We start from the raw sequence: 13,276 nt of genomic DNA on the forward strand, positions 1-13,276 counted from the left end.
AGGCCCGGTAAGCGCAGCGCCACCGGGCAAAAAAAATCCCGGCTCAACTGCCGGGATTTTCTTATTCGGATAATCTTAGAACTGGTAGGTCATACCCAGTGCAACGATGTCATCGCTGCTCACGCCCAGTTTATTTTTGTCGTCAATCTGGTTGATTTTATAATCAACAAAGGCGGACATATTTTTGTTGAAGTAATAGGTCGCGCCAACGTCAATATATTTCACCAGATCTTCGTCGCCAATACCTTCGATATCTTTGCCTTTAGACTGGACATATCCCAGGGACGGGCGCAGACCGAAGTCGAACTGATATTGTGCGACCACTTCAAAGTTCTGCGCTTTATTTGCAAACCCACCGGAAATTGGCGTCATATTGCGGGTTTCTGAATACATTGCAGCCAGATAAATATCGTTCGCATCATATTTCAGACCTGTTGCCCAGGCTTCTGCTTTCTGGCCCTGGCCACGCGCCAGCAGGTTCTGAGCGTTGGTACGGTCAGAGTTGGTGTAGGCGCCGCTGACGGCGAAATCGCTGCCGCCGAAGTCATAGGTCAGAGAGGTACCAAAACCGTCGCCGTTCTGTTTCTTGGCGTCACGGTTTTCGTTTTTGCCCTGGTACTGCAGCGTCATGTCCAGACCGTCAACCGCGCCGAAGAAGTCGGTATTGCGGTAGGTCGCCAGGCCGGTAGCACGCTTGGTCATGAAGTTATCTGTTTGTGCGGAAGAGTCACCGCCGAATTCAGGGAACATATCGGTCCATGCTTCGACGTCATACAGGGCACCCAAGTTACGGCCGTAATCCAGTGAACCAAAGTTTTTCAGCTTAAGACCAGCAAACGCCAGACGCGTCTTCTGAGAGGAGTCGCTCTCAGCTTTGTTACCTGCAAATTCAGATTCCCAACGGCCATAGCCCGTCAGCTGATCATTAATCTGCGTTTCGCCTTTAAAACCGAAACGAACGTAAGTCTGATCGCCATCTTTGGTGGCATCATCGCTGATGTAGTGCATGGCTTTCACTTTGCCGTACACGTCCAGCTTATTACCATTTTTATTATAAACTTCAGCTGCGTGAACGGATGCAGAAGCCACTACGCCCATAACCATTAATGCCAGAGTGCTCTTTTTCATTTTCGATCCTGTCTTATAAACGCGCTAAAAAATTCGCTGGACGATAAGCTCATGCCTAAGTCCCGTGAAAAAACAGGAAGGGTTTTATCGTTCTGGAATGAAACTTTTATGACAAACTAAGAATAATTTTAAAAAACTGTGATTTATTATTTCGGTAATAAAAGTGTCAAATTCCCCCGCTACGCTTCCTGATCCCGCGCAACAAAGTGTTTCGCGATGTGCTAAGGCAGTTGGCAACGGGGCTGACTCCTGCTAAAACGTTCGTTCGACATTACTTTCCCTTATCGTTGAACGGCAGAGAATCATGAGTGACAGCCAGACGCTGGTGGTAAAACTCGGTACCAGTGTTTTAACAGGCGGATCGCGCCGCCTAAATCGCGCCCACATTGTTGAGCTTGTACGTCAGTGCGCTCAGCTACATGCCGCAGGGCATCGTATTGTGATTGTGACCTCCGGGGCGATTGCCGCCGGGCGTGAACACCTGGGTTACCCCGAGCTCCCCGCGACGATCGCCTCCAAACAGCTGCTGGCCGCCGTGGGGCAAAGCCGACTCATTCAACTCTGGGAACAGCTGTTCTCCATCTATGGCATTCACGTCGGGCAGATGCTGCTGACGCGTGCGGATATGGAAGACAGAGAGCGCTTCCTGAACGCCCGCGATACCCTGCGCGCGCTGCTGGACAACAATATTGTTCCGGTCATTAACGAGAACGATGCCGTTGCTACCGCTGAAATCAAAGTGGGTGATAACGATAACCTCTCGGCGCTGGCCGCGATTCTGGCCGGTGCCGATAAATTACTGCTTCTGACCGATCAGCAGGGGCTGTTCACCGCCGACCCGCGCTCGAATCCGGAAGCCGAGCTGATTACCGACGTTCAAGGCATCGACGATGCACTGCGCGCCATCGCCGGTGACAGCGTTTCAGGCCTCGGAACGGGCGGTATGGGGACCAAGCTGCAGGCCGCTGACGTAGCGTGCCGCGCCGGTATCGACACCATCATTGCAGCGGGCAGCCGCCCCGGCGTGATTGGCGACGTAATGGAAGGTATCTCCGTCGGCACCCGCTTCCACGCCCAGGAATCCCCGCTGGAAAACCGCAAGCGCTGGATATTTGGCGCGCCTCCTGCTGGCGAACTCGTCGTCGATGAAGGGGCAACCGCCGCGATTCTGGAACGAGGAAGTTCATTACTTCCTAAAGGAATTAAAAGCGTGACAGGCAACTTCTCCCGTGGTGAAGTGATCCGTATCCGTAACCTCGAAGGCCGCGACATCGCCCACGGCGTAAGCCGCTACAACAGCGACGCGCTGCGCCGCATCGCGGGTCACCACTCGCAGCAGATCGACGCCATTCTGGGCTATGAATATGGCCCGGTTGCCGTGCATCGCGATGACATGATTATTCGTTAAGGAGCCAGAACATGCTGGAACAAATGGGCGCAGCCGCGAAGGCCGCCTCTTATAAACTGGCGCTCCTTTCCAGCCGCGAGAAAAACCGCGTGCTGGAAAAAATCGCTGATTATCTGGAATCCCAGTCTCAGGAAATTTTGCTCGCCAACGAGCAGGATCTGCTGGAAGCGCGTCGTAACGGCTTGAGCGAAGCGATGCTCGACCGTCTGGCGCTGACGCCGGCACGCCTGAAAGGCATCGCCGACGATGTGCGTCAGGTTTGCAATCTGGCCGATCCGGTAGGGCAGGTGATCGACGGTGGGTTGCTCGACAGCGGTTTACGCCTTGAGCGCCGCCGCGTGCCGCTCGGTGTTATTGGCGTTATTTATGAAGCGCGTCCAAACGTGACGGTTGATGTTGCGTCCCTGTGCCTGAAAACCGGTAACGCCGCTATTCTGCGCGGTGGGAAAGAGACATGGCGCACCAACGCCGCGACGGTGAAAGTCATTCAGCAGGCGCTGGAAGAGTGTGGCTTACCGGCGGGTGCCGTACAGGCGATCGAGAGCCCGGACCGCGCGCTGGTGAACGAAATGCTGCGCATGGACAAATACATCGACATGCTGATCCCACGCGGCGGCGCGGGCCTGCACAAGCTGTGCCGCGAGCAGTCGACGATTCCGGTGATCACCGGCGGCATCGGCGTGTGTCATATCGTTGTCGACGACAGTGCGGAGATTGAACCGGCGCTGAAGATTATCGTTAACGCGAAAACCCAGCGTCCAAGCACCTGTAACACCGTAGAAACGCTGCTGGTGCATCAGGATATTGCGAACACCTTCCTGCCGGCTCTGAGCAAACAGATGGCAGAGAGCGGCGTGACGCTGCATGCTGACGCCAGCGCGCTCGCACTGCTGGAGGATGGCCCGGCTAACGTTGTTCCCGTAAAAGCAGAGCAATACGACGATGAGTTCCTGTCCCTGGATCTGAACGTGAAAATCGTTGCCGATCTCGACGACGCCATTGCGCACATCCGTGAACACGGCACGCAGCATTCTGACGCGATCCTGACGCGCACCCTGCGCAATGCCGATCGCTTCGTGAACGAAGTGGATTCTTCAGCGGTATATGTGAATGCCTCCACCCGCTTCACCGACGGCGGCCAGTTCGGCCTCGGCGCAGAGGTGGCGGTCAGCACGCAGAAACTGCACGCGCGCGGCCCGATGGGGCTGGAAGCGCTGACCACGTACAAGTGGATCGGCTTCGGCGACGATACGATTCGTGCGTAAATAATCACGGGTGATGCAAAAATAGCCGTTTGATTCAAAAGGGCATTGACGCATCACCCGGATAGATCTAACCTTTTGCCCCGTGGTTACGTTCGTAACCGGCCTCTCAGGGCCGATATAGCTCAGTTGGTAGAGCAGCGCATTCGTAATGCGAAGGTCGTAGGTTCGACTCCTATTATCGGCACCATCTAAATCAATAAGTTATGTAAAGGCTCCCTCTTTGTTTACATCATGATTTTTTGCGTGTAACTGCATGTGTAAGTAATTTTCGCCAACGTTTATCTACAGTGATGCTCTGCCATTTTTTTCGAGTTAGCTGGTTTTGTTGCATGCTAAACCGTTGTCACCGACAACGAGAAGTGAATGGAAAGTCTGAAAGTGAGGTAAAACCCGAAGAAAATCGGGGTGTGACAACAGATTACGTAGCTGTGTCTCTGGGACAAAAAGCGCAGGATTGAATGTGACCGTATGAATATCACCCAGCGTGAAAACCGATATATGTCCTTCATGTTCACCGGTCAGGTACCAGCAGCCATCGCTGCACACCAGTCGATAGGGGGCCAGACCTGTGCAACGATGACCTTCTGCCAGTAACGTAACCCGACGGTGTTCAGTGATGGCGCGAATCAGTCGCGTAAAAACTTCACTCCGTGCCTGTGTTCTGGCGTTGGTGCTGTGCCAGATAAGGCAGGGAGATTCGCTGGCACTCAATAGTGAGTTGACCAGCTGGTTGTCTATCTCCGGAAAAAGCGCCTCCACACCGGACTGACGGACGAAGGTCTGCACCGTCAGCTCCCTCTGACGGCTGCCGGATAGCAGACGACATTGCCCGTTACGGAACTCCAGGTCGAGATAGGCCAGACGCTCGCGAAAATCCCGACGCAATGTGCGCACTGACACGCCAAATTCGGCGGCCAGTGTCTGTATGGCCAGCGTTTCACCCGCCACAAGACGGCTGATAATCAGCGACAGGCGGACCGCAAGGCGCTCATGGCGGCGCTCAGACTGAGACATGAGAGGCGTTCCCCATCCTGTTAATGGACTGAAAATTAAGTGATTAGTGTAACGAGAGGGCCGGACAGGATACGGACAGCGGAAGCGGTATTTTTTCTGCAGGATGAATGCAATCAGAATGCGGCTTCATAGTCTTTTTGAGGAAAAACTGCCTGGAAATCAATCAGCGAACGGACAGGAGGTGTCCGCATAAAGCCGGAGTTAACATCCGTTTGCCTCAAATCCGGAGAGCATCGCTTCCGCCATCACCCATAGAGCCCGGTTAAGCTTCACATCACCGTCGATACCGCGCACGGCACGGGTATGCGTTCGTCCGCCTTTCGCACTCCGTCCACTGAGCCCGCCCTTAATCAGGTTCTCCTGAATACGCTGGTATGTGGTCCACAGATCATTGCTCTCATCCTGCCAGCGGCGTGGTGTTAAAGATCAACGCGGGATATTGAAATATTCCGCGGCAGCAGCAGGGATTGCCGCAGCGGGATTAATACTTATTTATATTAGCTATCTGTCGATGGGGGCGCATAGTCCTGTGGCCGCAGCGACAAACGGGCTTGAGATCATCAGCCATTATGTGGCGACAGTATTTGGCGCATATGGCCGGAACCTGCTGGCGGTAATTATTACCCTGGCGTGTCTGGTGACATCGATTGGGCTAACCACAGGTACCGCGCGCTATTTTAGCCATGCGACGGGTTTATCCTACGGCATGCTGGTGGCCAGTACCCTTATCGCCTCGGCGGCGATATCCGTGCTGGGATTAAACTCCCTTATTGCGTTCGCGGTGCCGGTCCTCTGTGCCATCTATCCCGCGGCGTTAGTGGTGGTGCTGCTGGGTATTGTCCGCAAGTGGGTTTCAATCTCCGACAACGTATACCGGGTGATTTTCTACAGTGCTTTAGTGCTTGGCGTGTTTAGCCTGTTCGCGAAAAGCTGAAAGGGGATAACGGCGGGAATGTCTGACAGGAACGGCTGAGTAGAGTAAGGAGACAAAAAAGCCCGCAGGGCTCATGCCGTGCGGGCTTCCGTCATCTCCCCAACGCCTGAAGAAGGGCGAGGCGACAAAACTGTTACACCTGCCCAACCGCCTCTCTGGCAAACGCCGCCTTCAGCAGCCCCTCCAGCTTCTCCTGATCCTGGGCAAACAGGCGAATACCTTCTGCGAGCTTGTCCACCGCCATAGGATCCTGATTATGTAGCCAGTTAAACTCCGACTCCGAGAGCGGTGAAGGGGCTTCCTGGGCAATCACCGGCGGCTTCAGCATCGTTGGCAGCTCGCCATCGCGCGTTGCCAGCTCGTCGAGCAGCACCGGGGAAATGGTTAAACGGTCGCAGCCTGCCAGCGCCAGCACTTGTTCCACCTTACGGAAGCTGGCCCCCATAATGACCGTCGGGTAACGATGCTGCTTGTAATAGTCATAGATCCGACGGACAGAGACCACTCCCGGGTCTTGCTGGGGATCGTCGCTGGTCAGTAGGTTGCGGTCGCGATACCAGTCGTAAATACGCCCGACAAACGGGGAAATCAGCCACACGCCCGCTTCGGCGCATGCACGGGCCTGTGCGAAGGAGAAGAGCAGCGTCAGGTTACAGTGGATCCCCTCGAGCTCCAGCTCTTCCGCCGCCTTGATGCCCTGCCAGGTAGAGGCAAGCTTAATCAGCACGCGGGAACGGTCAACACCCTGATGCTCGTACAGGCGAATAAGCTTGCGCGCTTTCGCCACGCACAGCCCCCGGTCGTAGGAGAGACGGGCATCCACCTCGGTGGAGACTTTGCCGGGAACCTGACTTAGCAGTGCCACGCCGATGTTCACTGCCAGATGATCGCTGGCATTGATCAACTGTGTTTCCTGCGAGCCGCCCTGCTGGCGGGCCAGCGAGACGGCCTGCTCGATCAGTGGCTGGTAGATCGGCTGCGCTGCTGCTTTCAAAATCAACGACGGATTGGTGGTGGCATCTTCAGGGTGATGCTCGCGGATAGCGTTCATGTCACCGCTATCCGCCACCACCGTTGTCACTGCTTTAAGTTTCTCTAACAGAGTCATCGCGGCAAACCCTTATCACTGTGCGTTGTGGGTGTGAACCTTGTTTTCGTAGTAGGCGATACGCTCAACTTTTGACGCCGAACGGCCCGCTTCAAATTCTGCATCCAGCCAGCTGTCGACGATGGTTAATGCCAGCTCGCTGCCGATAACGCGGGCACCGAGAGTCATTATCTGCGCGTTGTTGCTCTTGCGGGCGCGGGAGGCGGAGTAGACATCATGACACTGGGCAGCGCGGATCCCCGGCACTTTATTGGCGACGATCGCCATCCCGATCCCGGTGCCGCACAGCAGTATCCCGCGTTCAAATTGCCCCTCGCGAATAGACGAGGCGAGGTTAAAGGCGATGTCCGGGTACATTTGATCGTTGCCGGCAACGTCGTGGCTGAAGTCCACGACCTCGATCCCTTTTTCCTGCAGATAGGTTTTCACCTGATTTTTCAGAGTGGTAGCCGCATCATCGGCTCCGATAGCAACTTTTAACATGGTTTTTCCTCGCAGATGAGTGCATAGCGTTGTGGTGATGAACTAAAGATCACATAATGTTCTTATGTTCATTTATTATTAGCCTGGTGAAGGCGAATAAAAAAGGACCTAGTGGGAAAGATGCATGACTATTGCCGAAATTATGAGAGAGCTCACAGTTTCGTCGGGGCTGCATTTGTTTTGTACCATTGAACTGGTAGTGTTCATTTGATGGCCGTAGAGCGGTCGTAAACAGGCTGGTCATTCGGGGGGAATATGAGTGGAAATGTGATTGTCGGTATTAGCCATAAGGCCTACTTTGGCTATCAGCAAACGCAGCAATGGTGCGAGGCGGTGGCAGCTATGCTCCGACAGCCAGCTCTGGCCCGTGCGCCGGTTGAGCTGTTTACCTTCCCCGCGATGCCCACCCTGCCTGTTGCGCTGTGTGCCTTTGCCGATACCCGCATGGCCACCGGTGCGCAGAACGTCTGCGAAGCGCCTGCCGGTGCCTGGACCGGGGAAACCAGCGCCAGCCTGCTACAGGAGATGGGCTGCCGGTACGTGGAAATCGGCCACGCCGAGCGCCGTCGTCACTTTGGCGAAACGGTCGCGGTGATTAACCGTAAAATTGACATGGCTTTCGCCAACGGGCTGACGCCGGTTATCTGTATTGGCGAAGAGCAGCGGATGAGCGCCAGCGAAGCGGCTGCCTTTGCTCTGGAGCAGGCGCAGGCGTTGCTTGCACACCGCCCGCTACCGCTGGCGTCGCTGATTTTTGCCTGGGAGCCGCAGTGGGCCATCGGCGCGGCGGAGCCCGCTAGCGATAACTTTATTCGCTACGTCTGCCGCACGCTGCGCGATGCGCTGCATCAGCGCTTTGGCCAGCAGTGCCGGGTTATCTACGGCGGTAGCGCCGGGCCGGGTCTGCTCACTCGACTGTGGCCGGACGCCGACGGTATTTTCCTTGGTCGCTTTTCCCATCAGCCGCAGGCGGTAGCCACTATTCTGGATGAAGCGCTCGCGCTGACAGCACGTGTGCGCGGTTAAAAATGTGTTTCTGATATACTGACCGACACTAACCTATAGCTCTGGAGAATCATATCGCATGGATAAACCCACTGTGTCGCAGGAGTACGAGTTACTTACCGAAATCGCGGTTGCTTACTATTGTGATGAAGTGACGCAGGAGGAGATTGCGAATAAGTTTGGTTTTTCCCGCATCAAGGTCGGGCGGCTACTGAAGCGGGCGAAGGAGGAAGGGATCGTTGAAATCAACGTGCGCTACCACCCTATCTTCAGCACCCAACTGGAAAAGCAACTGACCGAACGTTTTCCCGTCAGCCGGGCGCTTATCGCCCTTGACTATGCCGATGAGAGTGAGCAGCGTCGTCAGGTGGCCTCGCTGGTCTCAAGCTATCTCAATAACGTGCTTAAAGATAACGTGACGCTGGCGGTTGGGCAGGGGCGCAACGTGGCGGCAGTGGCCGAAAACTCGGGTGCGATCTCACCGCGTGACTGCCGTTTTATCTGCGGCATTGGCGGTACACATCGACCTGGGGACGTGATTAACGCCGACCATATTAGCCGTTTGCTGGCTCGCAAGTTTGGTGGCAGCAGCGAGTCGTTATACGCACCAGCCTACGTGGAAAACCCGCAGCTGAGAGATCTGCTGCTGCAAAACGGTACCATCAAAGATACCCTCGATCGGGCGCGGAAAGCGGATATTGCGCTGGTGGGTATTGGCGATATGAATGAAGATAGCTACATGGTGAAGCTGGGCTGGTTTACCCCGCAGGAGATCAGTAATGCTGGTCTGCATCAGGGCGTGATTGGCGACATTGCGGGCTATGACTTCTTCAACGCCCGCGGTGAGCATGTGAATACGGTGATGGATAACCGGGTGATTGGCCTGAACATTGATGAGCTACGGCAGATCCCCTGCGTCATTGCGATTGCCTCGGAGAACACCAAGGCGATGGCGATTATGGGCGCACTGCGTACCGGGGCGATTGATATTATCGCCACCAGCGCCCGAAACATTCGTACGGTATTAAGCCTCAGCCAGTAGGGGCCGCGCGGTTTGCTCGTCGGTAATTAATCCGCTGAGCAGGCCGCTTGCCAGCACCGCCTTCGTTGCCGCCACTTTACTCTGACCGCCCACCAGCGCGACGATATTTTCCCGACGACGCGCATCAAGGGTTACCGCCAGGGTTCTCGCCGTCAGGCTGTTGGTGATGCGCTGCCCACGAGCGTCAAAGAAGTGACCCAGCATCTCACCTATCGCCCCTGCGGCGGATATGTCGTTAATCTCCTGCACCGCAATCAGCCCGGCTTCCACCAGTTGCGCCGCCGGTTCGACGGTGCCGATACCTACCAGTTTTACCGTACTGCCCGCTGCCATACTGAAGACTTCACTTACGCCGCGCTGGGAGAGCAGGACTTCGCGGTCTTCCACGGTATTGGCAAAGAAAGGCACCGGCATCATATAGGCCTGCGCCCCGGTTTTTTCGGCAATACGGTGCATGACATCGTGCGGATTCAGCGCGTAGTTGCGTGTCAGACAGCCCAGCAGCGAAACAAAGCGGGCATGGGAGGCGTCAAGGTGCGGAAGCTGATGGATGGCGGCGGAAAGCGTGCGGCCGTGGCCAATGCCGATGGTGATATCCGGATTATTGCTCAACAGGTTGCGCAGGTACTCCGCTCCGGCGAGGCCCAGCGCGCGCAACGGCAGTCCCTCTTCGGCAAGGTCCGGGGTGACGCGGCAAAAATTCAGGCCGAAGCGCGCGCAGAGGCGCGACTCCAGCTCCACGCAGGCAACAATATCGCCATCGATGGTGACTTTTACTGCCCCTTCCGCCACGGCGCGGGCAATCAGGCGGTGGGTTTTCACGGAGGGCAGGCCAAGACGTTTGGCGACGGCGGCCTGGGTCAGGCCGCCTACGTAGTGGAGCCAGGCGGCACGCAGGCCGAGCGACTCCTCGCTGTCGGGAACGAGAGGTTTTTTCATGCGTTAATCTTTTGGCATCTGCAAGCTATGGATTTGCACCACCGCCCGGGCAGCCTCCTGGCCTTTTTTCACGAAGTGATCGGTATAGAAACCAATGTGCTCTGCCGTCGGCTGGAAGTGGTGCGGCGTCAACGAAATGGAGTACATCGGTACCTCAGTGGCAAGTTGGGCCTGCATCAGACCGCTGACCACCGCCTGGGCAACAAAATCATGGCGGTAGATGCCGCCGTCAACCACCAGCGCGGCGCAGACGATGGCATCATAGCGGCCACTTTTTGCCAGACGCTGGGCCAGCAGGGGCATCTCAAACGCACCGGGCACGTCCAAGCTTTGCACATCGCAGCTGACGTGCTGGCTCTCCATTTCCTGCTGAAAACCGACCAGCGCCTGCGACACGATATCGCTGTGCCAGTTGGCTTTAATAAAGGCGACCTTTAATGAAGACATATCTCACTCCTGTGATCTGGCCCGAGCCAGCAACGTTAAATGTTCAGGTCCTGCACGCCGGTGTCGATATGCGGTGCCCAGAAGGCGACGCTCTCAGCGATACCGGCAACGGCCTGGCTGTCGGTCGGCTCGCGCTCTTTAAAGCTCAGCTCCAGACAGATTTCATTGTTCTCTGCACCGCCGCGCGCGAAGGCGCTCAGCAGCGGTTCCGGCTGGATCCGACCGTGGGTATTATACGGTAATGTAAATGGCCGATGTCCGCCTTTGTCCGCCATGCTCTGTTTTATATGAATAATCGGCGAGTAGCGGGGCACCGCTTTGGCCCATGCGTAGGGGTCATAATCCCGCGGATCGGCGGAGGTGACATCGCCATGGTCAATATCTGCCATCATCCACATCGGCAGCGCCATCGGCTCCGCGCTAAGCCGTTTTTGCAGCGCCAGACAGGCGGGAATGGTTTCGCCAAACTCACGCCCGACGCTCATCGGCTCCCAGAACAGATACTTCAGCCCGGCTGACTTCGCGTGCTCGGCCACCTCCGCCCAGCACTCAATGGCGATAGCTATCAGCGCGTCGCGGCGGGCGAGATCCTGATAATCTCGCAGGGTAAAAATGGCGAACTGCGAGCCCACCGAATCACCACCCAGTTCGGCGGTGATATCGGCAAAGGTTTTAAACCAGTCGATATAGTAGCGGCGCACGCTGGCGTCCGGATGACCAAAGTGGTTAAGGCGACCGTACGGGCCGGTCATCCCGGAGGTGACGCGCACCCCGGTCTCCTGCAGCGCTTTTTTCATTCGTCGGGTCATCTGGTTGATGGTCGCTGCCGGCCAGCCCGGATTGATAAACTCATGCGTCAGCTGCACGTCGCGGATGCGAATGCGCTGGGCGATGGTCTGAATCAGCTCCTCAGGTTCGGCAAAGCGATTCACCAGCGGATTGGTATTGAGCGAAAGGGTGAGTGCCATCGTCGTCTCCTTAGCTGGCCTGGGCGCACGGCTGAACGGTGAAGGTGTCGGTGAACCAGTCGCTGAACGCCTGTTGCTGGGCATCGCTCAGGTGCAGGCGATGCTTGGTGCGACGCCAGAGTACGTCTTCCGGCTGCTGGGCCCACTCTTTTTCAACCAGATAGCGCACTTCGACTTCATACAGCAGGCCGCCAAAATGACGACCCAAATCGGCCACCTGCTTCGCGCCCCCCAGCACCTGGGGCAGACGCGCGCCGTACAGCCGGGCGTAGTGTTTGCGCAGCGGCGTGGGCAGCCAGGCATACTGCTCTTTCAGGGTTTGCAGATAGGACTCAAAGTCGGCCCCGGGAATTTCACCACCAGGCAGCGGGGCGCTGCGCGTCCAGTCTGCGCCCATTTGCGGGAAGAACGGTCCGAGTTTTTGTAACGCGTGTTCGGCAAGCTTACGGAAGGTGGTGATTTTACCGCCAAAGACGTGCAGCAGCGGAAGTTGCTGCTGGTCATCCAGCTCAAACACGTAATCCCGCGTGACCGCCGACGGGTTGCCTTTGCCATCGTCAAACAGTGGGCGAACGCCGGAGAAACGGGTAATCACGTCAGCGGCGGTCAGCTTCACTTTGAAGTAGCGGTTAACCGCATCAATCAGATATTGTTGCTCGCGGTTGTCCGCCTCGACGGAGTCGGCATCGCCTTCCCACGGAATATCCGTGGTGCCGATAAGCGCTTTATCGCCTTCGTACGGGTTGATAAAAATCACGCGCTTGTCGTGGTTTTGCATCAGGTAGGCCTGCTGACCCTCCCAGAATTTTGGCACGATCAGGTGTGAGCCTTTTACCAGGCGCACGCTGCGTTTGCTGTGGGAGCGGGTCACATCATTGATGATGTCCAGCACCCACGGGCCGGAGGCATTCACCAGCGCTTTTGCCCGTACCCGGTGCTGTTCGCCGGTCTGCGTATTTTGCAGGGTAATTTCCCAGGCACCGGCTTTACGCTCGGCGGCCACGCAGCGGGTGCGGGTCAGAATGGTGGCGCCGCGCTCGGCGGCGTCCACGGCATTCAGGGTGACCAGGCGCGCATCGTCAACCCAGCAGTCTGAGTACTCAAAGCCTTTATGGAAGCTATCGAGGATCGGCGCGCCTTCCGGATCACGCAGCAGATCCAGCGTACGGGTGCCAGGCAGTTTTTTGCGCCCGCCAAGGTGGTCATAGAGGAACAGCCCCAGGCGAATAAACCACGCCGGGCGATCGCTCGGGTTATGCGGCAGCACGAAGCGCATCGGCCAGATGATATGCGGCGCGGCGTTGAGCAGGATTTCACGCTCAATCAGCGCCTCGCGCACCAGCCGAAACTCGTAATACTCGAGATAGCGTAACCCGCCATGTACCAGCTTCCCGGAACGGGAGGAGGTCCCCTCGGCGAGGTCGTCTTTTTCACACATCATCACCGACAGACCGCGTCCGGTCGCATCGCGAGCGATCCCCGCGCCATTAATGCCGCCGCCGATAATAAACAGATCCACGATTTTTTTGCTCATG

General features: G+C 56.6%; 13 protein-coding genes, 1 tRNA gene and 1 pseudogene. 6 read left to right on the top strand and 9 right to left on the bottom strand.

The genetic code is table 11. From position 1 onward, the window contains the following. Positions 1-75: 75 nt before the first annotated feature. Entirely contained in the window at positions 76-1,128 is a 1,053-nt protein-coding gene (gene phoE / locus WM95_RS04755) for a phosphoporin PhoE (protein WP_045356222.1), read from the bottom strand. Positions 1,129-1,432: 304 nt separating this feature from the next. On the opposite strand from phoE, the gene proB reads away from it, so the two are divergent. From proB to WM95_RS04770, 3 genes are all read left to right on the top strand, one after another. Next, positions 1,433-2,536: a glutamate 5-kinase gene (gene proB, locus WM95_RS04760; RefSeq protein ID WP_023310508.1), complete on the top strand. Its 1,104-nt coding sequence runs from the start codon at positions 1,433-1,435 to the stop codon at positions 2,534-2,536. An 11-nt stretch (positions 2,537-2,547) separates the two neighbouring features. After that, positions 2,548-3,801: a glutamate-5-semialdehyde dehydrogenase gene (gene proA, locus WM95_RS04765; protein ID WP_063408777.1), complete on the top strand. Its 1,254-nt coding sequence runs from the start codon at positions 2,548-2,550 to the stop codon at positions 3,799-3,801. A 111-nt stretch (positions 3,802-3,912) separates the two neighbouring features. Further along, positions 3,913-3,988 (top strand) — tRNA-Thr (locus WM95_RS04770). 125 nt (positions 3,989-4,113) lie between these two features. On the opposite strand, the gene WM95_RS04775 is transcribed toward WM95_RS04770, so the two are convergent. Further along, positions 4,114-4,815 (bottom strand): WYL domain-containing protein, encoded by a 702-nt coding sequence (locus WM95_RS04775; protein ID WP_001581438.1) that lies wholly within the window; start codon positions 4,813-4,815, stop codon positions 4,114-4,116. Positions 4,816-5,016: 201 nt separating this feature from the next. Further along, positions 5,017-5,238: pseudogene (locus WM95_RS04780) on the bottom strand (DUF932 domain-containing protein); the annotation flags it as partial. 16 nt (positions 5,239-5,254) lie between these two features. Between WM95_RS04780 and WM95_RS04785 the strand changes: the two are divergent. Continuing rightward, a complete protein-coding gene (locus tag WM95_RS04785) occupies positions 5,255-5,749 on the top strand; it encodes a branched-chain amino acid transport system II carrier protein (RefSeq protein ID WP_006809992.1) in 495 nt (164 codons plus the stop codon). A gap of 133 nt (positions 5,750-5,882) precedes the next feature. Here WM95_RS04785 and tal read toward each other — a convergent pair whose 3' ends face one another. After that, on the bottom strand, positions 5,883-6,857 hold the full coding sequence (gene tal / locus WM95_RS04790) for a transaldolase (RefSeq protein WP_001581440.1): 975 nt from the start codon (positions 6,855-6,857) through the stop codon (positions 5,883-5,885). A 15-nt stretch (positions 6,858-6,872) separates the two neighbouring features. Next, entirely contained in the window at positions 6,873-7,340 is a 468-nt protein-coding gene (gene rpiB / locus WM95_RS04795) for a ribose 5-phosphate isomerase B (protein ID WP_001581441.1), read from the bottom strand. A 255-nt stretch (positions 7,341-7,595) separates the two neighbouring features. Here rpiB and WM95_RS04800 point away from each other — a divergent pair, with 255 nt between their 5' ends. Further along, on the top strand, positions 7,596-8,366 hold the full coding sequence (locus WM95_RS04800; RefSeq protein WP_001581442.1) for a triose-phosphate isomerase family protein: 771 nt from the start codon (positions 7,596-7,598) through the stop codon (positions 8,364-8,366). 58 nt (positions 8,367-8,424) lie between these two features. Beyond that, on the top strand, positions 8,425-9,387 hold the full coding sequence (locus tag WM95_RS04805) for a sugar-binding transcriptional regulator (protein WP_001581443.1): 963 nt from the start codon (positions 8,425-8,427) through the stop codon (positions 9,385-9,387). Here WM95_RS04805 and WM95_RS04810 read toward each other — a convergent pair. From WM95_RS04810 to WM95_RS04825, 4 genes are read right to left on the bottom strand one after another with little or no spacing between them, the layout of a single operon-like run. Beyond that, positions 9,370-10,326, bottom strand: a complete 957-nt coding sequence (locus WM95_RS04810; protein WP_001581444.1) for a sugar-binding transcriptional regulator — start codon at positions 10,324-10,326, stop codon at positions 9,370-9,372. The two genes, WM95_RS04805 and WM95_RS04810, sit on opposite strands and share 18 nt — an antisense overlap. A 3-nt stretch (positions 10,327-10,329) precedes the next feature. Beyond that, on the bottom strand, positions 10,330-10,773 hold the full coding sequence (locus tag WM95_RS04815) for a 6,7-dimethyl-8-ribityllumazine synthase (protein WP_001581446.1): 444 nt from the start codon (positions 10,771-10,773) through the stop codon (positions 10,330-10,332). Positions 10,774-10,808: 35 nt separating this feature from the next. Next, positions 10,809-11,741 carry a sugar phosphate isomerase/epimerase family protein gene (locus tag WM95_RS04820; protein WP_001581447.1) on the bottom strand — a complete coding sequence of 311 codons (933 nt, stop codon included), beginning with the start codon at positions 11,739-11,741 and terminating at the stop codon, positions 10,809-10,811. Positions 11,742-11,751: 10 nt separating this feature from the next. Then, positions 11,752-13,275: a glycerol-3-phosphate dehydrogenase gene (locus WM95_RS04825; RefSeq protein WP_001581448.1), complete on the bottom strand. Its 1,524-nt coding sequence runs from the start codon at positions 13,273-13,275 to the stop codon at positions 11,752-11,754. Position 13,276 lies beyond the last annotated feature (1 nt).

The sequence above is a fragment of the Enterobacter cloacae complex sp. ECNIH7 genome (assembly GCF_002208095.1).
Classification (GTDB): Bacteria; Pseudomonadota; Gammaproteobacteria; order Enterobacterales; family Enterobacteriaceae; genus Enterobacter; species Enterobacter cloacae_M.